At 46.4% G+C, this 22533-nt stretch carries 18 protein-coding genes and 1 CRISPR repeat array; of the genes, 3 read left to right on the top strand and 15 right to left on the bottom strand.

Annotated features, from left to right (window positions below; translation table 11 throughout):
* Positions 1–148: 148 nt before the first annotated feature.
* From BUA14_RS13085 to BUA14_RS13065, 5 genes are all read right to left on the bottom strand, one after another.
* On the bottom strand, positions 149–1375 hold the full coding sequence (locus BUA14_RS13085; RefSeq protein WP_427846690.1) for an MFS transporter: 1227 nt from the start codon (positions 1373–1375) through the stop codon (positions 149–151).
* A gap of 466 nt (positions 1376–1841) precedes the next feature.
* Complete coding sequence (locus tag BUA14_RS13080; protein WP_072772994.1) at positions 1842–3332, bottom strand: hypothetical protein; 1491 nt, start codon at positions 3330–3332, stop codon at positions 1842–1844.
* The gene (locus BUA14_RS13075) at positions 3325–4719 is read right to left on the bottom strand and encodes a sensor histidine kinase (protein ID WP_072772993.1); all 1395 of its coding nucleotides are present in this window, start codon (positions 4717–4719) and stop codon (positions 3325–3327) included. The genes BUA14_RS13080 and BUA14_RS13075 overlap by 8 nt, the downstream gene beginning before the upstream one ends.
* Positions 4716–5429: a response regulator transcription factor gene (locus BUA14_RS13070; protein WP_072772992.1), complete on the bottom strand. Its 714-nt coding sequence runs from the start codon at positions 5427–5429 to the stop codon at positions 4716–4718. The genes BUA14_RS13075 and BUA14_RS13070 overlap by 4 nt, the downstream gene beginning before the upstream one ends.
* 62 nt (positions 5430–5491) lie before the next feature.
* Positions 5492–7333, bottom strand: coding sequence for an acyltransferase family protein (locus BUA14_RS13065; RefSeq protein ID WP_242954661.1), 1842 nt, complete (start codon positions 7331–7333; stop codon positions 5492–5494).
* Positions 7334–7728: 395 nt separating this feature from the next.
* On the opposite strand from BUA14_RS13065, the gene BUA14_RS13060 reads away from it, so the two are divergent.
* The gene (locus BUA14_RS13060; RefSeq protein WP_072772990.1) at positions 7729–8076 is read left to right on the top strand and encodes a PadR family transcriptional regulator; all 348 of its coding nucleotides are present in this window, start codon (positions 7729–7731) and stop codon (positions 8074–8076) included.
* Positions 8069–9097 carry a hypothetical protein gene (locus tag BUA14_RS13055; protein WP_072772989.1) on the top strand — a complete coding sequence of 343 codons (1029 nt, stop codon included), beginning with the start codon at positions 8069–8071 and terminating at the stop codon, positions 9095–9097. The genes BUA14_RS13060 and BUA14_RS13055 overlap by 8 nt, the downstream gene beginning before the upstream one ends.
* Positions 9098–9164: 67 nt before the next feature.
* Positions 9165–9869: a CRISPR direct-repeat array (repeat unit 33 nt; unit sequence ATTTCAACCCTCGAGCCTCGCAGAGGCCTCGAC).
* 170 nt (positions 9870–10039) lie between these two features.
* Here BUA14_RS13055 and cas2 read toward each other — a convergent pair.
* From cas2 to BUA14_RS13005, 10 genes are all read right to left on the bottom strand, one after another.
* Positions 10040–10330, bottom strand: coding sequence for a CRISPR-associated endonuclease Cas2 (cas2, locus tag BUA14_RS13050; RefSeq protein ID WP_072773205.1), 291 nt, complete (start codon positions 10328–10330; stop codon positions 10040–10042).
* A 9-nt stretch (positions 10331–10339) separates the two neighbouring features.
* Positions 10340–11371, bottom strand: a complete 1032-nt coding sequence (gene cas1c, locus BUA14_RS13045) for a type I-C CRISPR-associated endonuclease Cas1c (protein ID WP_072772988.1) — start codon at positions 11369–11371, stop codon at positions 10340–10342.
* Entirely contained in the window at positions 11368–12039 is a 672-nt protein-coding gene (gene cas4 / locus BUA14_RS13040; RefSeq protein WP_072772987.1) for a CRISPR-associated protein Cas4, read from the bottom strand. Before cas4 ends, cas1c begins: the two co-directional genes overlap by 4 nt.
* A gap of 53 nt (positions 12040–12092) precedes the next feature.
* The gene (locus BUA14_RS13035; RefSeq protein ID WP_242954653.1) at positions 12093–14078 is read right to left on the bottom strand and encodes a CRISPR-associated helicase/endonuclease Cas3; all 1986 of its coding nucleotides are present in this window, start codon (positions 14076–14078) and stop codon (positions 12093–12095) included.
* A gap of 200 nt (positions 14079–14278) precedes the next feature.
* Entirely contained in the window at positions 14279–15163 is an 885-nt protein-coding gene (locus BUA14_RS13030) for a type I CRISPR-associated protein Cas7 (protein ID WP_072772985.1), read from the bottom strand.
* A gap of 12 nt (positions 15164–15175) precedes the next feature.
* Positions 15176–17281: a hypothetical protein gene (locus tag BUA14_RS13025; RefSeq protein ID WP_072772984.1), complete on the bottom strand. Its 2106-nt coding sequence runs from the start codon at positions 17279–17281 to the stop codon at positions 15176–15178.
* Positions 17271–17945: a CRISPR-associated protein Cas5 gene (gene cas5, locus BUA14_RS13020; protein ID WP_072772983.1), complete on the bottom strand. Its 675-nt coding sequence runs from the start codon at positions 17943–17945 to the stop codon at positions 17271–17273. The genes BUA14_RS13025 and cas5 overlap by 11 nt, the downstream gene beginning before the upstream one ends.
* Positions 17946–18727: 782 nt before the next feature.
* Complete coding sequence (locus tag BUA14_RS13015) at positions 18728–20098, bottom strand: aldehyde dehydrogenase (RefSeq protein ID WP_072772982.1); 1371 nt, start codon at positions 20096–20098, stop codon at positions 18728–18730.
* Between the two features lies 1 nt (position 20099).
* Positions 20100–21317, bottom strand: a complete 1218-nt coding sequence (locus BUA14_RS13010; protein WP_072772981.1) for an iron-containing alcohol dehydrogenase — start codon at positions 21315–21317, stop codon at positions 20100–20102.
* 94 nt (positions 21318–21411) lie between these two features.
* Positions 21412–21987, bottom strand: coding sequence for a TetR/AcrR family transcriptional regulator (locus tag BUA14_RS13005; RefSeq protein ID WP_072772980.1), 576 nt, complete (start codon positions 21985–21987; stop codon positions 21412–21414).
* Positions 21988–22251: 264 nt separating this feature from the next.
* On the opposite strand from BUA14_RS13005, the gene BUA14_RS13000 reads away from it, so the two are divergent.
* Positions 22252–22488: a hypothetical protein gene (locus BUA14_RS13000; protein WP_072772979.1), complete on the top strand. Its 237-nt coding sequence runs from the start codon at positions 22252–22254 to the stop codon at positions 22486–22488.
* Positions 22489–22533 lie beyond the last annotated feature (45 nt).

The raw sequence follows: 22533 nt of genomic DNA, 5'->3' as shown, positions 1-22533 counted from the left end.
ATTAACATAACATAGAAACAGAATGCCTATTCAGATACCTCTGAAGGAAATGGAAATTGCCCGCTGTGGATATTGCATAATGCAATATCCACAGCGGACAATGGACTCTAAGCCTCTAAACATGTTAACAAATAAATTTTAAAAAAGCTTAAATGCCTTTCCCCGATGGTTGGAAGACACTATTTTTTTTATTCATCGCTACGACAAAAAGGAGGGCGAAAATCACTCCCATGGCTCCCGCTCCCAGAAGGATGGGAGTCGCCGAACCCCAAACATAGCCGCTGCTTTCAACTACTGCCCCAATAATCACCGGTGCAATGCCGCTGGCTATATTTTGACCTAAAACACATAAACTCATGGCCATGCCTATGGCCGCCGGAGACCTTGCCGAATCCGGCGCTACCGTAAAAATAGTGGCTGCAGGCATGGAGTAGGCAAGACCAGCCAAAAACACGTAGAGCAGAAGGGTATTGGGGTTACTTACCTCAAAGGTGAAGTAACCGGCTGCTCCCGTTAAAACCATACATAGGACCAGCAAGGCCGGCCGGTTTTTCACTTTATTCAATACAAACCCCATGGCAAGCCCGCCTACGATCATCCCGATAGCCATAAAGCCGGAATAGGAATTGGCGGCGGCAACATCCAGCCCCAGCACTTGGACGATATATGTTGGGAAATAGGTGGTGAATGCGGAGACCACCGTAGCGAAACATATGAAGATCAGACACAAAAGCCATGAGGGTACGGACTGGAGCCCTTCTTTTAAGGAAGGCTGAGGGGCTCCCTGTTCAGCAGGGTCTGCCTCCGGCTCGGGAACTTTTACAAAGATCACAAACACCACCAGCATAACAGCCGCCAGAATTGCTACCAGCCACCAGTCACCGCGCCACCCAAAAACCGGTACGATGGCATTGGTCACATTAAATATGAACAACATGCCTATACTGATCCACAACGCCCATAAGGCCATTGGCAGACCCCTTTTTTCAGGGGGAAAACATAAAGCAATAATGGATGGAGCCACTACACTGATAAATGCGAAGCCTATCCCTTCAATGGCCCTGCTGATCATCAGAATTGTAAAGTTCGGAGCCACTGCGCCAACCACACTGCCAGCCAGGGTACAGGCCAAAGAAAAGGCGCCAAGTTTTTTCGGCCCGGTTTTCATGATTATGCCACCTGCGGGTAAGGCCAAGATAATTCCGGCAATAACAGACATTGACATCAGAATGCCGCCTTCTGTTACACTGACCTGCATCTCATCCATCAGCACAACCATCGTCGGCGGGACCTTAAAGTTGCAAGCTGCAACGACAACCCCCGTCAATACTACAATGAGCGTTACCAGCCATACTCTGTTTTTCAATTTGTGCACCACCTTCTTATTTGTAAAACAGCGTTGAAACTTACGTTATCAATCCTTTCGCTCACCACCTTATACCTGTTATTTGATTTCGAAATCTGCAGACAATAATTGCAATTTTTGTACCAAACAGAACAAATACGAATAACAAGCCATTTCAAGCATTTTTTGCTCTCTTTTTTATCCTAAGAAAGCCCTCTATTTTTCCCTCTTTGGGAAACATCCTGAGAAATAATTCCCCACTCGGGAAATATTTCTCAAGATAATCTTTTGGTTGGTGCCCAAGCACTATCTGCTATATCATTTCAGAGAATGAATGCTGCATCTGGCTTCATTAAGGTATCCAGCCCATAAAAAAAGCTGAACCCCGAGTGTAGTAATCGGTTGTTCAGCTTTCTTCTTCTATACAAATTAATATGATTTATATCACTAGATTTATATCGAAAGCACTCAGGTTACCCCTTATTCTCCGGCATTATCAGCGCACCCGCACTGAGCCGCTGCCTAAGGCCTGGGCCCCATAAGCTAGAAAGGATTTTTCCCAGCTGTCCACATAGGACCCGGTAGCCCATTCCGCCATGATCACGGTGGCCCCTTCCGGCAGTTCCAGCTCCGCCAAATGGGTTTCTCCTAATTTATCAGCACCGATAGGATAAATGGTTAACTTAGTCTTGGTTTTGACCAGGGCGATATCCCGGTTGGGGGAAGTAAAAGCGTCCGTGGCATCGGGAACCCGGTCTTTGATATTGTACCAGCTTAACATCAAGGCATCATAGAAGATCAAATTGGCCGGAGGAATAATTTTCAGATCGAAATCTTTATATTCAAAATTACTGCCGCTTTGATAATGGATTCTTCCCACTAAACTCCAACGGCCGTTTTTGCGAATCAGGCCGAAGTTTTCCCCAGATTCATCCTGGCTAATCGAGGTGATCCCTTTCTCCCTTAAGGCAGCGGCTGCCTGCTCTCTGGCGTTTAAATAGGCATTAAATCCCTTGTCCCCCAGTAAATCAGACACCTTGATTTCAGTGGGGGATAAAAGTTTATCCACGGGAAGCACCTGCAAGTGATTGATTCCGGGGGTTCTCTTTTCGATGGCAACATAATCATTGCCGATATAATTGATCACTCTCTCCGCCGCCTCGGCATAGGGTTGCTCCTCTATTCCTGCTCCCCCTTCCCTTTCCCCATCCTCTCTCTTCAGGTCGGGGGCCTTGGCTGTTACATTACGAGCGGTCAGTAGATTATCTGTCGTGCCGTCAGTGGGGAGGTTCCGGACACTGAGTTCCCAAAAACCGCTGGTCCGCGGAAAAAAGATTTGTTCGGAAGTCAGAATCGGTTTGAGCTGCTGATGATCAACAGCAATCCAGAGGGTCTGATAGGTATATCCTGTAGCCGAAGGTATCCTCAGTCCCAGCAAAACTCCGGAAATTCCTTCCCTGCTGTCCTGGTTCAGCTCCTGAGCATCGGTATTCCCGGCCACCAGGGTGCTGTCTGCTTCATCGGCAATTTTCTTCAATAAAAGAGCTTTGTTTTGCACAAAAAAAATCATACCGGTATCATCCAGCTTCATAAATTCACCCAGATAATTGCCGGAGGCGTAAACAGTAATCACATCCACCTTCTGAGACTTCAGTCCGGAACTCCCAACAGATGGAATATACTTGGTCAACAAATAATCCTCTGCCTTCACCCTTTTGATTTTATAAGCAGGGTTATCCCAGACATGGCCGCCGAAAGAAACAACACCTGGAGCAAATTGGACATCACTTCCTAACCATGGCTGGCCCGCTCCTCCTTCGCTGCCGTTGCTGTCCAGTTCCTCAAGCACCGTCCATTTGCCTCCTAAAGGGCTGACCTGATCGGAGGGCGGAATAATCTTACCGGCCGATGCCCCTGAAAATTCGGCACAACCGCCCAGGAAAAACAGCAAGAAAAACAGCGGGAGCAGGAGGCTTTTTTTAACCATGGGCACTCACCTCTCTGGGCAGAGTAATGACCACCGTTGTCCCGACATTGACTTCACTGTGGATTTCCAACCGGCCTTTCATCAGGGTAATGATCTCTTCACAGATGGATAAACCAATCCCGTTGCGGGAACGTGAGCTCTTGCCTTTGTAAAACTTTTCTTTCACCATGGGCAGTTCACCGGCAGCAATGCCGCATCCGTTGTCGGAGATCGTAAAGGTGTAGTCTTTCTCCCCTACCTCGGCCTGAAAACGGACACTCCCCTCGGCAGCCGTAAAATTCAAGGCGTTATCCAGAATATTGATCAAGACTTGTTTTAACCGATTAGGATCTGTCAACAGGTCGGGGAGGTTTTCCGGATAATCCACTGTAAACTGGATAGTTTCCCTGGTGGCCCGGGGGGTCAGTTGTTTGCGGATATGCTCCATCAGTTCGGCCATATTGACCTCTTCATAACTCAGCTTGATCCTGCCGGAAACAAATTTGGAAAAGTCCAGGAGCTCTTCCACCATCCGGGTGAGCCGTTCGGATTCTTTGGCAATGATGCCAAGACCGTCGTTGAGCATTTCTTTCTGCTGGAATTTTTCGCTTTGCAGGGTAATGGCCCAGCCCATAATGGAGGTCAGAGGAGTACGCAATTCATGGGAGACCGAAGATATAAAATCATTTTTCAGCTTTTCTTTTTTGGTTATTTCTTCAGCCATATAATTCAAGGTATCGGCAAGCTTACCGATCTCGTCATCCTGTTTTTTCCTGCTCTTGATTTGAAAATTGCCGGCAGCCATGCTTTCAGCAATGGCTGTCACTTCCTTCAAGGGAATAAGGATGGTATTGGCTAAGAAAATGCTGAGGAAACCCACCACCATGGCCACAAAAAGACCGATGGCGATAAAAATTTTGGCCGTGTCCTGAATATCCTGATCAATTTCATGTGTAGAAGCAATAAACCGCAGGGCTCCGACAATTTCCCCCTCAGATTTTAAGGGATAAGCTACGGCCATGACCTTCTGGCCGTTTAATTTTCCTATCCATTCCCCCATCTTATCATTGAGGGCATCCTGAATATCCTCCGTGGGTCCCTCTTGTTCTGAAATCGCTCCCAGGGAGTCCATGACGATCTTCCCGTCTCTATCGACAATTTCCACTTGGGCATTGCTTTGATTCCAAAAAGCATCCACATTATAGAGGATATTATCTTCCAAAGAGGTATCGGAATAGTACTTGGAATACATATCAGCGCTGATTTTTACCTGATTGGTCAGGTTGCCCCTGAGGCTGCCGTAATAATTCTGCTGGACAGTATAGATCAGCAGCACTTCCAAAATGGCTACCGAAACCAGAATCACGATCATAAAATTAGCCGTCAGTCTGCCGCGGATCCCTTTCATGGCAGCCTCCTGACCATTTCCGGCTGCCATCGGTAACCCGAGCCCCAAACTGTTTTAATATACCGGGGATCGGAGGGGTTATCCTCGATTTTTTCCCGGAGCCGCCGAATATGCACATCTAAAGTTTTGGTATCCCCGAAATAATCCTCTCCCCAGATTCCATTGAGCATTTCCTCTCTGCGCAGCGCTTTCCCCGGATTCTCCATAAACATTTTCAGCAGGGAATATTCCGTAGGGGTCAGCTCCACTTCCTGATTGTTTTTGAGGAGTTTATTGGCAGCAGTGTCCAGATGCAGGCTGCCGTAGGTATAACCTGTTCTTCCGGCTTCATAGCGATCCCGGCGTCTTAGCATGGCTTTGATCCTGGCAATCAGTTCAAAGGGATTAAAAGGCTTGACCATATAATCATCTGCTCCCAGTTCAAGCCCCATAATCTTGTCCGTATCCTGCCCTTTAGCTGTCAGGATGATGATCAGAGGGTCCGGCATGGTTTCACGAATATGCTGGCAAACTTCCAGACCGTCTATCCCCGGCAGCATCAGATCCAACACCACCAAGTCGGGGAGAAATGCGGTAAGGAGAGCCAGGGCATCTTCCCCGCTCTCCGCTTCTCCCACCTCATATCCGGCCATCTCCAGGTTGAGGGTAATGAAACGCCGGATGGACGCTTCATCTTCCACAACCAACACTTTAACCTTTTTTTCGCGCATAGTCCCATCCCTTAGTTTTTTACTTTAGGCCTTTATTATAACACGATTTTCATTCGATCATTTTAGTAATCATTTTCTTCAACAGCTAAGGCTTTGACCAACATTTCCCCGTAGGCTTCCACCCCGGCCTGGGTGAGATGAACTCCGTCTTTATAAAAGTAATCGTTGTGGCCCTTGCTGACCGTATGCCAATCGATCAATTTAGCCCCTGGATAAGACTGGGCAACTTTATTCAAAGTCTCATTGACCTCCCCTTCCCAAGGCTTGGGAACCCGGGTATTGACCAGGAGAATTTCCGTACTTCCCGGCAGGGTGTCCAAGGTCTCTTTGAGTTGTTTCTCACTGAAGGGACCGTTGTTGCCTAATTGAATCACGACGGTTTTTCCCAGCTTCCCTTCTTCCCGAAGCCCGGCAATGACCTCCGAGGCCTGGTACATCTGTCTGCCCAGCTGGGCGTCGATAACAATTCCCTTAAATTGTTCCTGTAATATGGGTGCTACATTGATCATGACGGAATCGGCGATGATCGTTATCTCATTTTCCTGCCCTGCCCCCGCGGCTTCTCCCTTGTCTTTACTATCCTCCTGCTCCGTCTCCTGAGCCTGAGTCCCATGTCCATCTTGGTTCTGATTCTGTTCCTGAGTCTGGTTCTGAGCCTGTTCCTGAGTCTGGCTCTGGGCCTGTTCTGTTGTTTCATGATTTTGGGCGATAGCTTTTGCTGAGATTCCTGTCCCTCCATTAGGGATTACAAACAACAGTAAAACCATCAGCATGATCCCCAGGGACATTTTGGCACCAGCACCCAATGGTTTCTGCCACCATTGCAGGGTCTGGACCCGCCTCCGCCCCCGTTTCCGCCTTCCGTAGCGGATGGGGTCCTCAATAAAATGGCGGGACAGGACAGCCAGAATGATACTTAAGCCAATTTGCCAAAAGCTGCGGGAAAGGTCCGCGCCTCCCGTATTGACAGTCGGATTGGTCAGAATGATCACCGGGTAATGCCACAGGTAGATTCCATAGGAGCACTCTCCCAGCCAGCGCCAAGGCCCCCAACTGAAGAACCGGCCCAAACTGCTGGCCGGATGGGCCAGAACCGCTACCAAAACAGCCGCGGCAATGGAGAAAAGCAACAGACCGCCCTGATAGAGAAAGGGTTGGTATTGGTTGGTTTTCACGAGCATCAGCAGAACCGTTAATAGCCCCAGTGCCCCTGCCCCATCCAGAATCAGCTTTTTGGAGCCGGTAAGCTCGCCGGTCATTTTCCCGCCGGGCCACACCATAGCCAGGGCGGCACCGACAAGCAGGGAGAAAGCCCGGGTATCCGTTCCGTAATAGACCCGGCTGGGATCCTGACCCGGACTATAGATCAAGGCCATAGCCGCAGCCGATGCCAAAGTGAGCGCAATGGTTCCCACAGCCAGCCATTTGCGCTGCCGAATCCAGCGCAGACCCAGTCCCAAAAGAAGGGGCCAAAAGAGATAGAATTGTTCTTCTACCGCTAAAGACCAGAGATGCCCCAGTGGAGATGGGGGGCCAAAGCTTTCAAAATAGGAGACCTGATGGAAAATCAGGTACCAGTTGCTGATATAGAAGACCGCAGCCAAGGCTTCCTGCTTCAAGGCGGCCAGACGTTCCGGAGCGAAAAACAGCATCCAGACCATGACCCCCGCCAGCATCACAAAAACCGCGGGCAGTAGCCGCCGGGCCCGGCGCAGCCAGAAATCTTTCAAATCGATGGTTCCGGTGCTCTCCCATTGCTTCAGCAGAATATTGGTGATCAAATACCCTGACAACACAAAAAATAAAGTTACCCCTAAAAGCCCTCCCGGTGCCCAAGACAAGTTGAGGTGATAAAAAATCACGGCGAACACCGCCAAAGCCCTCAGGCCATCCAACCCCGGCATATAGCCGTGGTCAACTGTCTTCAATCTTCTTCCCCTATACTGCCGGTTCGGCTGCTCATTGAATTGATTTGTTTTTGTGCTGCAATCCATATCTGCTCACTCTCCACTTTATGCCAGGCTGCGGTGCTTTCCGTCATGCCTCTTTCATCCTCTTCACATTATCAAGTTTTGAGCCGGAGTGCTTTACAAAAACCTTTAAAAATTCTTACGAAAAAGTTAAAAATTCACGAATGGTGGCAAATCGTGAGGGAAAAAGGAAAAAGAGCAACTTTCCCCACTGCGATGACTAAAAAAGGATTACGACACCGGGATTCTCCGACATTCGATTATTATTACAATAAGTTTGAATTGACGATATTGTGTATGACACAGTATAATAATGACGGGGTGATACGATGTCAGAGAATGAGCAAATGCAAAACTTTATCACGGAACTACGCCGGGGCAGCTTGACACTGGCGGTTTTGGGATGTTTGAAACAACCGCACTATGGCTATGCATTGCTGCAAACAATGCAGGAAAAGCAAATAGACGTTGAAGCCAACACACTCTACCCCCTTTTGCGGCGGCTGGAAAATCAGGGCTTACTTGTCAGCGATTGGGACACAGGTGAAAGCAGGCCAAGAAAATATTATACTGTCAACGAAAAAGGCGAAATGGTGTATAAAGCATTGATGACAGAATGGAAAAAACTGCAGAACAGCATTGAATCCATTTGCGGGGAGGATAAATGTAATGGATAATCTGATTGAGCGTTATGTTTATGATGTTATACGCCGCCTCCCGGAAAAAGACCGGGATGAAGTAAGTAAAGAGTTGAAATCCAATATCTATGACATGCTGCCGGAGAATGCGGACGAAAACGCAAGAAAAATGGTGTTGTATAATTTAGGCTCGCCCGCTTCATTAGCGGAAAAATACCGGCAAAAACCCCGCTACCTGATATCTCCGGCTGTTTACGACGATTATGTGCGTGTCTTAAAGTGGGTTTTGCCTCTGGTTGGCGTTGTGGTTTTGGTTATCGGCATGATTCTGGGAGCTATCGATGCTATTAAAGATGGCATGGTTGATTTGCCTTATTTGATGAGCAATATTTTCTCAAAGGGTATTGCTATGGGCATATCTGCGGTTTTTCAAGCACTCATATGGACAACGGTTGGTTTTGTAATCGCCGATCGTACAGGTGCTAAGTCCGATAAAAGCAAAGAGCAGGAATGGAAAATCGAAGATTTGCCGGAAGCCTTGCCTGATGACAAAGGTAAAATAAAATTGTCAGACAGCATTGCAGAGCTGGTATTAACTGTTGTATTCTCTATTTTAGGTATTTTGATATGCCGCGGAGTATTACCCATCGCTTTTGTTATCCTAAATGGTGATACACAAATACGCACCCTTTTCAGTCCCAGCTTTTTGGCAAGCTGTGTCCCCGCTATTGCAGTCATGGCTATATTAGGTGTGGGAGCATGTATTTTCAAAATCAAGGTCCGCAGATGGACGCCAATTGTTTGCGGTGCAGTTGTTGTAAGCACTATAATCAACATGTGCATCATGATTTATCTATTTAATAGGCCGGATTTGTTTAGCGCGGAGTTTATAGCCTTTCTGCAAAGTGTTGATTGGAGCAGCTTTGACCTGTTAAGCTTCATGGGAGCGAGCGGACCGAACTTGTTTGTTGTTTTTATTTCCATTGTTATCGTAGTTTGCTCTTTGGCCGAGTGTGGTCAGGCAATCTATAGAACCTTAAAATATAAGAAACCGCAATAACTTCAATACAAAAGTTAGAGGATGCCTTTTATTTGGCATCCTCTATCATATTTCAGAGATATAACCCATTTCAACCCTCGAGCCTCGCAGAGGCCTCGACATAGAGGACAAGATTACAACTATACAAATATAGATTTCAACCCTCGAGCCTCGCAGAGGCCTCGACTTTACACCCAGGGCATCAGCCATCTGATCTTGAGTATTTCAACCCTCGAGCCTCGCAGAGGCCTCGACCTGATTGGTGTAATATAAACATGGACAAGTAATATTTCAACCCTCGAGCCTCGCAGAGGCCTCGACTGATATTCCTCCTCCTTCTTCTTATTATCCTTTTATTTCAACCCTCGAGCCTCGCAGAGGCCTCGACCCTGCTAAGAGGAAAAGGGCCCCGCGTTTAGCACTTTCAACCCTCGAGCCTCGCAGAGGCCTCGACCCAAAAGGTCATCGAAATCTTCCCACAAACGATGAGATTTCAACCCTCGAGCCTCGCAGAGGCCTCGACCATATTTTTAAGCTGAAAGTCGTTTTTTGTCGCAATTTCAACCCTCGAGCCTCGCAGAGGCCTCGACCGCAAAGGTCACAAAGGACAGTAAAGCTCAGACTATTTCAACCCTCGAGCCTCGCAGAGGCCTCGACCTTATGCTGGTCAACCAGGTATTCGCCCTGCCATATTTCAACCCTCGAGCCTCGCAGAGGCCTCGACCGTCATCTATGCCCCGGAGCAACGGGAGGCCATCAAATTTCAACCCTCGAGCCTCGCAGAGGCCTCGACTGCAAAAAGTAATCAAAACTATCTACTTAAAGTCAACTTTTGTTCATTTTCTTAAACTTCTTCCCCCCACTACAGCACATTCCTATCATTTCCCCTACAAATTTCAGCAAATTCCCTCTCATTTCGCGGTGCGAACCTCCCGAGGATTTGCTGTGCATTATAGGTTCGCACTAAATAATCAAAGTATCCTCAACATTAAACGAAGGCCTGGCCCCAATATGCTCAACCTTGTTCTTATAATTATTCCCCAGCATATAGAACCTCAGGCTATCCGTCTCTGTATCAATGATCTGCTCCAGCTTATGCTGAACCTCGCGGAATTTTGCCGCATCCAGCACACATTCAAAAACAGAATTTTGGACACGTTGTCCATAGTTCACACACTGCTTAGCAACCTGACGCAGCCGCTTTCTTCCTGCCGCGGTTTGGGTGTTAACATCATACGTGATCAGCACTAAAATCTTCCTCACCTACTTCCACATAAAGGCCGGATATCCGTCCAAATCTCCCCGGATAAACCGGGCCAGCAGCATAGCCTGAGCATAGGGCACCAGCCCCCACTCCATTTTCTCCTGCAAAAAAGGATGCTTTATCTCTTCCTGTTTCCTGCTTTGCCATGCCTTGAGGATATCTCTTCTTGTATCATCATCCATTACAACTGCTCCGTTTTCCATCCGGGTGAACCCGCTGGGATTGACTTCCCTTCTATTGATCAAAGAAAGAACAAAGCGATCTGCAAAAACTGCCCGCAGCTCTTCCATCAGATCCAGGGCCAGTGAGATTCTTCCCGGTCTATCCCGGTGCAAAAATCCTACATAGGGGTCCAGCCCCACTGTTTCCAGAGCAGCAGCGGCATCATGAGCCAACAAGGTATAGACAAAGGAGAGCATAGCATTAACATTGTCCAGAGGAGGCCGTTTATTACGACATTTGAAGTAAAAGTCTTCCTTCTGCTGGAGAATCAGATCATCCAGCACCCGGAAATACTGGGCTGCAGCCTCCCCCTCAACACCCCGCAGCTGGTCCAAATCCTTACTGTTCTCGACCAATTTCAGAGCATTAGCCAGGGTTTGGCAGACTCCCTTTAATTTCTCTACATCCAGCCTTGCCCCATGATCCCGGGTGGCCCGCTCCACTACCCAGCGGGAATTATATACTTTCCCCAAGATAAAACTCTTGGCAATTCTATGGCTTGCCGCTTCATCATCCGAAAGTCTGTATTGCGCTTTTCTTAAAGTGACATTCCCTCTGACTTCCCCCACTACTCTGCCCAGAAATTTTCCGCTGGATTTCATAAAGCTCAAGGAGATATTGCGCTTGGCACAGGCACCCATCAAAGCCGGGCTGGCCCCAGTATAGCCAAAGGCAATGATGCTCTCCAGATTATGCAAAGGGACTCGCAAGGCCTCCACATCATCCTTCAAAATCACAATATTTTCCCCGTCAAGAGATAGATAAGTATTGGGAGAAGTCACATAGAGGGTATTCAATAATTTTCTCATGGCTCAACCTCGATCTCTGCAATCATTTTCTTCATATAGTCCAGGGCCGATGGGTTCTTGCACAGCTTGGGCAGACAGAGTTCACTGAGGGAGCAGGCTCGGCATGCTTTTGTCGTTTTAACTTTAGGGGTATATCTCTTGGCATAGAGATCGTGCATCTCCTGGCAAATCCTTTTGACTTCCTCTCGAATCTCCTCATCCAGGATAACTTTCGTTCTGCGTCTGGGTTCACCATAATATAGAAATCCTTCCGGTATGGTGCAGAGGAGCATCTCTTCCAAACACATGGCCTGAGCGCATAACTGCAGCACATCCGCATTATCCTGCTTGGGTTTGCCCCGCTTGTATTCCACAGGAACCGGCTGGTAAGTCCCCTCCCGGCCATAAAGGGTGACTCCGTCCCGGGACTTATGAAACTCCACCACATCACAGGCTCCGGTGATCCCCAGGGTACGGGAAAAAATCCCCATACCCCGGGAAATAATCAGCGCTCCCCGCTTTTCCTTGATCGTCGAGTCATGGGTTTTCTCGTGCAGGATTGCCCCTTCGATGGTACGGAAGTTTTCCTGCCATTGCTGTTCAATGTGGATCAAGGCCCATTGGCGTTTGCAAAACACATAGTGCTGGATGCCCGATAAGAGCAGGAAATCGTCTTCTTGGTATTCCATTCAAAACCTCCAGATAATGTCGTGTCTTTTCGCCATTCACAATCTCCAGTAAATCAAATGATGATTGCCCCTCCGCTATACTTTTTTAATTTCACGATACCAGCCATATAACCGAGAAAGCCATCGTATTCCAGGTTCCACCTGTATATTTTATCCATTACCATAGGCGTTCTCAGTTCATCCAATTTATATTTGGCAATTTGAACCGAGGCTTTTTGAAGTTTTTTCCAATCGACTTTTCCATATTGCAAACGTTTTGCCATACTCGGGTCAACAACTACAAGACGAGTATCGCTGTCAATTACCTTGAAATCCTCTTCTACCTTACGAAAATTTTGCAATTTCTCATTGGTGACCAAGTTTTTATGTTTTCCAGACAGCCCATATAAAGCGATTTCATCAGTGAGGGATTGGGTGCTCAATTCCGGCACAATGGCTCTGTTCCCTTCAAAATACCTTTTAAGAACAGCGGCGGCCTCTTTTAAACCAGGATTAAGCTTCAGCATTCCATCTTCTAAAATACAAAATGTCCACATCTCCGCATTATCAAGAACCCCTTCCCGATTGACACGCCCCGAAGCTTGCAGCAGCGATACCAACGGACCAAGTTCACGAAATCCAGTTCTGAAAGACAGGTTTACACCGGCTTCAATACATGATGTTGCGATCAGGGTCCAATTCGTAGCCTTTTTATCCATCAAGCGCTTTTTTATCCGTTCGAGAGTGTTGCCCCGATCATCTGGAGTCAAAGCTGTAGACAGATGCTCGACACATTCTCGGCCAAAGTGCTCTGAAAAATAGTCCGCTAATACAGCAGCACTTTGAACTGTGTTCAAGATAACCAGTCTCGGCCCCGGAAAACCGCTGATCCATTGAGCAAGCTCCGCCGTGCCTTTGGGGAATAAATCACAATGATAAGAAATCCGATTGTTTTCATAGACTGCAAGGCGTTTGCGCAGTTCATCATCAATGATTTCCGGTACAGGGTGGAAACTTTCGTCTCCTGTAATTTCCGGTATTGTCCAGAATCGATTCAATGAACCGGACGCCAGAACCCAATAGCAGCTCCATTCCGCAGCATAAACATTGATCCACTTCCAGGCAATAGGCAGAAGTTTCACCGGCAATGCAGCATGGGATTCATCCACAAAAACAGCACTGCCGGGCAATTCATGCAAGCGGCGCAGGGCTGCGGTGGAATTCGAGGCCAGCGTTTCAAAAAAAGCAACAGCCGTTGTCACAATAATGGGCGCTCTCCATAACGCAGTAAGGTGTCTGGCGTCCTTGCTCTCGAAGTCCGCCCGGTGATGCAGTTCCGCTACAACCTCCTCAGCGTTTTCCCCCGGCAAAACAAGTGTCTTCCGATAGATGTCTACGGATTGTTTAATGATATTTGTAAAAGGCAGTACAACAAAGATACGCCGCAGTCCGCGCTTCTCTGCCTGTGCAAGCAAATGGGCCATGATCGCCGTCGTCTTTCCGGAGCCAACTGGACTATCACAGGAAGTTATACCGGCATCGATGTCAGCGTTTCGACACGCCACATACATCTCATTGCGTAAAGCATTCCGATCATCATCAGCTCCTGTTTGCTTCAGCCCGGCAATGTGCCGGTCTAATTGGGCAAGCCGTTCCGCAGCGCGCAATCTGACCGGGCTCATTTCGGCCGGATACTTCCGGTAATGGGTGGCCGTATCGGTGTGATCCGCATCGACGAGGCATGATAAGAGCATCCTCAGAAAAACTGATTTATCTCCCTTGATTTCTTCCTCACCATACTCAAACTGACTATCAACGAGGTGGCTATGGATGGCTTCAAGTTCCGACAACTCTCTATCTACATCAGACGCAATGGCTCTATCTCGAAAAGCTGCATCACCCCTATCCACTTCGACAGTAAAATCAGGAAAACCAACGTGATGGGCCTGAATCACAGCAGCAGAAAGAACTGAAGGGTGTTGGCTATTCAAAAAATAAGCGACTCCTGCATCAACATGATTTTGCGGAAGAAATTTGGCTGTATTTTTACCGGCAAGCACATCCTGATTTTCCTTATTCAGTTTGCCCAGATCATGAATGGTGGACGCTTTTTCTATAATCTGTGACAGCAGTGTATTATCACATTTTGCATAGCAGCTTATCTCTTGAACATAATCGCGGCCCCGCGACCTTACACCACAAACATGCTCCGCATACGTCTGCTCAGGAATGTCATCTTTGCGACTGTGCGCGTAGTATATCATACCAGCATCAGGTCGGTTGCAGAGCTCACTTTGGCCTTCAATTCTTCCGGTAGATCTGTCTTGTCTTCATAATCAGCCCAGCTTTTCGATGCTGTGGTCACATCGCCAGTACGTTTTGGTGTAAGCGCTTCCAGGAGGAGATAATCCGGGCAACTGCCCAGAGCATTCAGATGTTCAATATACCAGGCATGCCGAATGCGCACATCGGGGCGAATGGCAGAACGATTCAGGTCATACGCTTTGGGAATTAATAGCTTAAGCAGGTCAATATCTTCTTGAGTGCAGCCTGTCTTGGCTGCATAATTGGGATTCACAAAAAACGGCATACAATAAACACCGTGCTCCACGATGCGAAAGGCTAAGGGAGCCATTCCGGCATTTTTACCCTCTTGCACACCGGCTTTATTCGTATTGGTATGACGAATGATATTGACCGGAGAAATCGACGTACCTACACCAAACTGAACAACACCTGTTTTGATAAACCCTTTATTCGCTCCCTCTTCCAAAAAAGTGTTGCCAAAGATTCTTGCATCCCAATATTTTTTAACAAAAGTGCTCTCCAAAAAACTCTTCTGTTCAAAGTTTTTAATATCTTTCGACATCTCACTTTGAATGGATTTCCTGTCACGCCCCCGCGATTCCAATATGCAGTAGTGATCCGAGTTTTTAATGTAAACCGCCGGGAGATTTTGATAAAACACACTATCGTGGTCTCCCACCAAATCACGCAGCTTGCGTTTGAAGGAAACTGGTGAAATTTCCCCTATACCATTAGGACGCTGACGGGGATCGCTCTCCCTGTCCGGGTCGCCGTTTGCATTTGAATTTACAACTTCAATGACCATTAAACCGGTTGCGCGCTTGATTTCACTGTTCATAATTAGCCCCTCCTACATATTATCATTATCGCTCTCATCGGCCACAGTTACTGAAGACCCTCTTTTAGGAAAGGATGCCAGATAGCCAATAAAAAGCTGTGCCTTTTCAAAATCATTAAAACGTGTTGAATCCGTCATTACAGGAAGCAATTTATTTGCCGCATCTTCATACAAATTGAGATACCAGCGTGCTCTCCAGCTTTCTTCATCTTTAGTTGAAATATTTTTAAAGCGGTAGTGTTTGGCCCAGGTTATATAAGGATTCATGCGAAGGGACAACTGAGCTATCGTTTGGTAAGGCCTTTCGCTGGCCGCTGCAAACAAAGCGCTGCCCGCCAGTTGCGGAGGAACATCCCCACCCCGCACAACTTTGCAATACAAGGTATGCAGCTCGTCGGATATTTTCAAGAGCTGTCCGACCAAATACGCCATATTTTCCATGTATTTCTCCTTTCTCTCCCCCCGTTTGTACAGCAGCAACCCTAAGACAGCCAACAGAAGAACTGTTTCATTTTTTAATTTCTCTAAAGCTTTCTCTTCTGTCCTGCTCTTGCAGTTCGAACCGCCATGCACCCAGTTGCCAATATAGCTTGCTAACCCGGATGAATGGGTGAGTGCGACATGAAGATAATTATCAATCATATTTTCCTGCATAGGATCAAGAAGCAATTCCATGCCCTGATAATATTTCATTCGTTCAACGGCAGTCTGACCCTGAGCCAATTCCCCGTTTTGCTTCCACACATTGTTGACGATTCGAGCTACTTGCAGCGGAAAAGGAATCTCTCTTTTACCTAGATCTGTTTCCGGTATATTCCCACAACCGGCCTGCCAGTCTTCCGCCGCTTGAATAAGCTGATCCGGCGAACAATTGCGGGTAAATATCACCTTTGAGCGGGCTTTATCCAGTTTGCGGATCGTGAAAATTTGAATAAATCGGGGAGTTTCCTTTGGAAGAAGGCCTCTAAGTGTCCTAATAAAATCGTTGGCGATATTCTCAAAACGCGCTGCTGCCTGGGCCGAATTTTCTGCCTGACCGGAGCCGAAGATTGAAACAAATTTCGGTAAAACTTCCGGCAGCTTGGAAGGATAGGCAAATACGATTTCGCTCTTATCAATTTTCCGCCATGTGACACCCTCCCGCTCCAGATCGGCAGCCCATTCCAGCGATTTTTTGATAAGCGAGCGGTTTTCCATGGCAATGGGATAAGAGCCATCATCGATTTGTTCATAACGGTACTGGCAAGGCTGTCCGTTGAACATCGAACGCAGGGTTACCTCAAAACCACTGAGCTTCACGCTTGGCATCGGTTCATCGGGATTGATAAAAGGAATACCAAAGGCATCACGTTCAACATCCTTAGATGGTTGGGACGCACTCTGCAAGCTGGATTTCAACAACATATCGTTGAGCCATTCGGTGAAGTGTTGGCTTGTTACAGGGTACCCATACTGTTGCCAATCAAATAAATCCAATACAATTGAAATTGAGCCTGTATCACCATTATGTTCTTTTTTGGGGTTACCTTTATGGAATAGCACTGCAAGCAAAGTACCAATGTCCTCTTGTTTTTGAAGCTTGGCGAAAACGCACTTTTCCAGGGCAGACTTAAAGCTTTTATCTGGCTCATTTCTGAAACCGGAGGCTAACTGGATCAGCTTGGAAATGAGCCTTCCTTCGGGTTGTTCTTGATTCCCAATTAGACCCGAAAGAGTCTGAGGAATAGTATGCAAGCTTCTATCGACTTTTTTGACAATGCTTCCTTTCCAGTTGTCATGGACACACCATGATTTGATTTTGTCAAGATCAAGAGGAATAGTGCCTTTTTCAATTTGTTCCAACAGGGTAAGCTGCTCTTCTTCTGTGATACGGTAAAGGGGAGCGATATTGAAAGCGGGAAAAGTTCCCTGGTTGTTCCCGTATTTTCTCAACGACTGGGCAAGTTCAGCACTTATGCTCTCAAGTCCACAGATCGAGCCATCCTGAGCAAGCCATATTCTAATACAGGGTGATTTGGCTGTTACTTTAGGTAAAGATTTATATTCCCTATGCCATTCCTTGGCGCTGATCCCTTTACTTTTCATGGCAGTGGACAAACTATACAATTCATTGAGCATAGTTTTCACTCCTTTGCGGATACTCCAGCACGCCATTCCGGATGACGAGATCATTGTCATAGACATAGGAAACCGGAGACCCATATCCTTTGGCAAAAACCCGCCTTAGCATCGATGGTATGACGATGGGAAGTGCATCGGAGAGCACCTGGGTTGTGTCCCGAAATTCGCCGAAATAAGAAGGGGTAAATTCTTTCCATCCTAATGTGGGAATGGAATAGCATTGACCTCGTTTAAGCCTTCTTTTAAAAATACTTTGATAAGCATGTCCGGGTGAGGTCGTCTTTTTATCCCATTGCACAGCACTTTCCGGCAATCGGCTTTTATCTTTAAAAGGAACAACTTCTGCGTAGATTCTATAGCAGACATCAATTAACACGGTAGCATACAACTGATAATTATTTCCCTCTTTAATCGATTTAGTACTTCGTAACGGTCCTCCATAGTTGGTGCAATAAGAGTGGTATTGTATAGGCGCACACAACTCTACTTTTGTAGGAATTATTTCCACGCCGGGCCCCCATGCCACAGATTCAAAAATAGCTTTGACTGCAGAATAGGTCGGAGCTGGATAGCTAACCGGACAGTCACCGCTATCCGGCCTTGTCCACATAGCGGTATTGCCGGCTATCTCCATGGCAATAGGATAAGATAATCGAACCATGAACATCCTCCTCTCTATTAAATTCGAGCTTGTCTTTTATTATAGCTCCTCTTTTACCATATTTTGTGTTGTATTTTGTCGTTTTTCAAACCCAATAAAGAAAAAGAACATCTTTACCAGATCTTATGGAAAGACATCCTTTTCGTACAAAAAAACATATATATTTCAATCCACAGACTTATGAGGTCCGGCAACTTTATTCTACCAATAAATGTAAATTATATCAACAACTTATATCCAGATTCATATAGGTTTAATTTTATGATAAGATGTAATTATGTCGGTCTTGTCATATTATGTTATCCTCCAAAATATAATTAATTAACAAATTTAGGATTTTCAAAAAGGAGGAAATATTACAATGATAAAATATTGTACCGAGAAACTCTTAAATACTCTGAACTATAACCTGAATAGAACCTCTGATATCAGCAGATTGAGAGCTGAAAACGCCAAGCTCGTACAGCTTGTCATTGATCAAGCATTACACATCCAGATGCTAAGATACATTATTCGAAAATGATTTATGCTTCAAGTGAACTTACTATACCAAGTCGTCCTTCCCTGAAATCAGATTCAATCCCTCTTCCTTAATATTCCACAAGAGCACTTTTTGCATATTATGGAATATAACCTAAAGGAGGTTGAATGTATGTTTCTATGTGCAGCAGGAATTGGCATTATCGCCATTGCTATTCTTATTCTGATCGCTCTCGGTCTTGTCTTCTAAAATTCAAGGGATAGTTTTCAGCACAGACTGATCGCAGTCTGTGCTGAAATTTTTACTTCATAATCTTCTTAAGCAGGGACAAATGATTTTTAAAAGGCGGATACCGGAGCGGGATATCCAGCATATTGGATTTTTTCATAATGCTTTTCACATGAGAAAAGGTATCGTAGCTTCCTTTGCCGTGATACTGACCCATGCCGCTCTCCCCCACACCTCCGAAGCGCAGATTGGGGTTAGCCAGATGTATAATCGTATCATTGATGCATCCACCGCCAAAGGATGTTTTGCCGATGGCCTGGGCCTCATGATCCTTGCTTCTGGTGAACAGATACAAAGCCAGCGGCTTGGGATGCTGATTGACCATAGAAAGGGCAGCGTCAAAGCTCTCAAATTCCAACACCGGCAGCAGAGGCCCAAAGATTTCTTCCTTCATCACTGGGCTTTCCCAGGTTACATCATCCAAAATGGTGGGCGCAATCCGCCTGGTTTTCTCTTCGGACCTTCCTCCCTCTATAACCCGCCCGCTCTTCAGCAAGCCTAAAAGCCGCTCGAAGTGCTTCTGATTGATTATTTTAGGATAGTCCTCGTTGCCTAAAGGATCATGGCCATAAAAGGCGGTGATGGATTTCTTGATCTCCTGGATGAGTTTTTCTTTAACAGTCCTATGCACAAGCAAATAATCTGGAGCAACACAGGTCTGTCCCGCATTCAGAAATTTTCCCCAGACGATTCTTTTGGCCGCCAATTCAAGATCGGCAGTGTTATCGACAATACAGGGGCTTTTCCCGCCCAATTCCAGAGTTACCGGGGTCAGGTACCTGGCGGCGGATTCCATCACCGTTTTTCCCACCTGGATGCTGCCGGTAAAAAAGATATAGTCAAACTTTTCATTGAGCAGGGTTTTGTTGGCTTCTCGGCCTCCGCGCACCACGGCCACAAAGGACTCGTCAAAGATTTCTTTGACTATCCTCTCGATCATTGCGGAAGTGTTGGCCGAATACTCCGATGGCTTGAGAACGGCGCAGTTTCCTGCACTTATGGCCCCCACCAAAGGAGCCAGGGTCAGCTGAAAAGGATAATTCCAGGGCGACATAATTAAGACGGAGCCGTAGGGTTCTGTATAAAGATAGCTGGCGGAAGGAAAGTGCACCAGAGGAGTCCGCACACGTTTAGGTTTGACCCAGCTTGAGATATGTTTAAGCGTGTAGTTAAGCTCTTCCAGAACCATGCCCACTTCTGTGGCATAGGCTTCAAAAGGCGCTTTATTCAGGTCAGCCTTCAAAGCCGCCATAATCTCCTCTTCATGGGTTTTTATGGCCGACCGCAATTTATTCAGCATATTCACCCGAAACTGTAGCTCCTTAGTTTTCCCTGTTTCGAAAAAAGCCTTTTGCTTGGCCAAAATTTCTTTTATATCCGACATCTTAGACCTCCTCCTTTTTGGCTGTACTAATCAGGTGCAGGATATTACTCAGGTCATTTCTGGACAAGAACTTGGGGACGGGATAAAGTGGGGTGGCTTCCTTCCAGGCATGCTCTACCAGCAAAGGGATATCTTCGGCGAGAATACCGTCAATTTTTCGAGGAATGTCCATTTTTTTACTTAGTTCCTTGATGGCCTCAATGAATAGGGTTGCTTTTTTCTCATGGCTATCCCCAAGCGAACCCATTTCCAGGACATCGGCTAATTCAGCCAGCCGTTCATGGACCGCCTCTCCATAGTATTCCAGAACATAAGGAAGGATTACGGCATTAGCCAAACCATGAGGAACTCCGTAAAAGCCTCCCAAAGCATGAGCCAGAGCATGAATATATCCCACATAAGCGCGGGTAAAGGCCACTCCGGCATAATAGGAGGCCTTGAGCATATTCTCCCGGGCCTTTATATTCTCTCCCTGAGAATAGGCTATATAGAGATTATCAAAAATCAGGCGCACTGCTTTCCGGCTTAATTCCTTGGTCTCCTGGGTATTGCTTCTGCCAATGTAAGCTTCCACCGCATGGGTCAGGGCATCCAGGCCTGTTGTGGAAGTGATGTGTTTCGGCAGACCCACAGTCAGCAACGGATCGAGGACGGCATAGTGAGGGATAAGTGCCGTATCGTTAACCGGGTATTTTTCACGGTTTCGGGGATCTGATATAACGGCGGCAAGGGTGGCTTCACTTCCTGTCCCGGCTGTGGTAGGAATGGCAAACAAAGGCGGAAGCTTTCTCCTCACTTTAAGAACGCCCTTCATTTGCGAAATGCTCTTATGGGGATTGGCTACTCTGGCTCCCACCCCCTTGGCACAGTCCATGGGAGAACCGCCGCCAAAGGCCACAATGCCTTCGCACCGATGTTCCTGGTACACTTTCAGGGCTTCTTCAATATTATCAAGGGTAGGATTTGGTACGGTTTTATCATAAACACTATACCTGACTCCTGCCTTATCAAGACCCTGAAGAAAGCTATTCATCAGCCCTAATGAAGAAACTCCCTGATCCGTGACAATCAGGACTTTGCTCATACCCTTGCGGTTTATTACCTCAGGCAGCTTGTTTAAACTATTTGCGCCTTCCAGCAAGGTAGGTTTGCGCCAGGGAAGGAAATAAGATGCTAATTGCAAAGTCCTCTGATACAATCTGCAATACAAGGTATTCATCTCGATCGTCTCACTTTCTTTTACAATTTGGGTATCTTAATCAACGGTCTAGCTTCCCTATTCTAAGCAACTCTTGGGAGACCTTTTTTAAAAGTTATTCGGCACTTACCATGAGCTTGACGATTTCTTGCACAGGAATCTCTTCGGTTCCGAACAACCTCTGAATAATCAGTCCGTCAAGGGCGGCCAGAATTAAGTAAGAGAGCATTTCGTTCTTTTGGTTTTGGGAGGGTAAGATCTTATCTAAACCATATTGCAATGTTTTTCTCCACTCTTGATATTGTTCTTTAAATTTTTCTTTGAGAAGGGTATTGGTTGTTCCTGCATCGCTGAGAAGATAAAGATGAAGCTTTCCCCTGGTCTCAGCCTCTAGTATTTGTTCAAATAATGTTTTCAGAATGTCTTCAGGGGCAACTTCTGTATTGGCATCTTCAATCCAGGCCAGCAGACCGTCCGTAATTTGTTTTAAGTTATGGTTGGCAATGTCATAGATGATGTCTTCTTTAGCTGAATAGTAGTAATATAATGTCCCCTTGCTAATCCCCGCTTCCTGGGCAATGTCCTTTAAGCTGGTTTCCTTGACTCCTTTTTCAATCATCAATCCACCGGCCACAGTGAGAATATGCCGGCGCATGTCGATGGGTTGTTCTGTCGCTTCTTTCTTGGCCATCTAGTTGAAAAAACCTCCTTCTCAGTCGGCCAGCCGACCGATTAACTATAATTTATCAGATTATTTGCAAAACCTCAATAGAAATATATCTCTCCAGTATTCCACGCTCTCTCACAGGGAGCAACGTAGCTTAAATGACCCTTTTAGAGCTTGCGCAAAGGATTTAAAAAATGTGTCTTAATCCATTCATTTCAGCCAGTGGTAGCTCCAAGCATTGTATTACAAATATCACTGTGGTACTATAAAACTCGGGAGGGATAAGCAATAGACAAGTTGGATATTATCCTTGAAAGGCTGGATATTCTTGCCCGGATTGAATCCGATATCAAAGCATTGAAGGCTGACAATCGAGAAACATACAAAAAGCTTGATAAGTTGGATGAAATCTCCGCTAAGCCGGAGATGACTTGGCAAGCAGTTAAGGAACTGAGAGACGATAAGACTGAAATAAATGAGCTTCGTAGAAGAATAGAAATATTGGAATCAAAAATAGCTATGTAATACAAAGCCGACCTGGGGATCCCAGGTCGGCTTTATTTAGAAATT

This window comes from Desulfitobacterium chlororespirans DSM 11544 (genome assembly GCF_900143285.1).
Classification (GTDB): Bacteria; Bacillota; Desulfitobacteriia; order Desulfitobacteriales; family Desulfitobacteriaceae; genus Desulfitobacterium; species Desulfitobacterium chlororespirans.
Note: the sequence above shows the minus strand (reverse complement) of the source record. Positions and strands in the feature narration are given on the sequence as shown.

Bases quoted from the DNA above. Each gene is read 5' to 3' on its own strand.
- BUA14_RS13080 (WP_072772994.1), bottom strand. From the start codon at position 3,332: ATGGTTAAAAAAAGCCTCCTGCTCCCGCTGTTTTTCTTGCTGTTTTTC.
- BUA14_RS13075 (WP_072772993.1), bottom strand. From the start codon at position 4,719: ATGAAAGGGATCCGCGGCAGACTGACGGCTAATTTTATGATCGTGATT.
- BUA14_RS13070 (WP_072772992.1), bottom strand. From the start codon at position 5,429: ATGCGCGAAAAAAAGGTTAAAGTGTTGGTTGTGGAAGATGAAGCGTCC.
- BUA14_RS13065 (WP_242954661.1), bottom strand. From the start codon at position 7,333: ATGCCGGGGTTGGATGGCCTGAGGGCTTTGGCGGTGTTCGCCGTGATT.
- BUA14_RS13060 (WP_072772990.1), top strand. From the start codon at position 7,729: ATGTCAGAGAATGAGCAAATGCAAAACTTTATCACGGAACTACGCCGG.
- BUA14_RS13055 (WP_072772989.1), top strand. From the start codon at position 8,069: ATGGATAATCTGATTGAGCGTTATGTTTATGATGTTATACGCCGCCTC.
- cas1c (WP_072772988.1), bottom strand. From the start codon at position 11,371: ATGAGAAAATTATTGAATACCCTCTATGTGACTTCTCCCAATACTTAT.
- cas4 (WP_072772987.1), bottom strand. From the start codon at position 12,039: ATGGAATACCAAGAAGACGATTTCCTGCTCTTATCGGGCATCCAGCAC.
- BUA14_RS13030 (WP_072772985.1), bottom strand. From the start codon at position 15,163: ATGAACAGTGAAATCAAGCGCGCAACCGGTTTAATGGTCATTGAAGTT.
- BUA14_RS13025 (WP_072772984.1), bottom strand. From the start codon at position 17,281: ATGCTCAATGAATTGTATAGTTTGTCCACTGCCATGAAAAGTAAAGGG.
- cas5 (WP_072772983.1), bottom strand. From the start codon at position 17,945: ATGGTTCGATTATCTTATCCTATTGCCATGGAGATAGCCGGCAATACC.
- BUA14_RS13015 (WP_072772982.1), bottom strand. From the start codon at position 20,098: ATGTCGGATATAAAAGAAATTTTGGCCAAGCAAAAGGCTTTTTTCGAA.
- BUA14_RS13010 (WP_072772981.1), bottom strand. From the start codon at position 21,317: ATGAATACCTTGTATTGCAGATTGTATCAGAGGACTTTGCAATTAGCA.
- BUA14_RS13005 (WP_072772980.1), bottom strand. From the start codon at position 21,987: ATGGCCAAGAAAGAAGCGACAGAACAACCCATCGACATGCGCCGGCAT.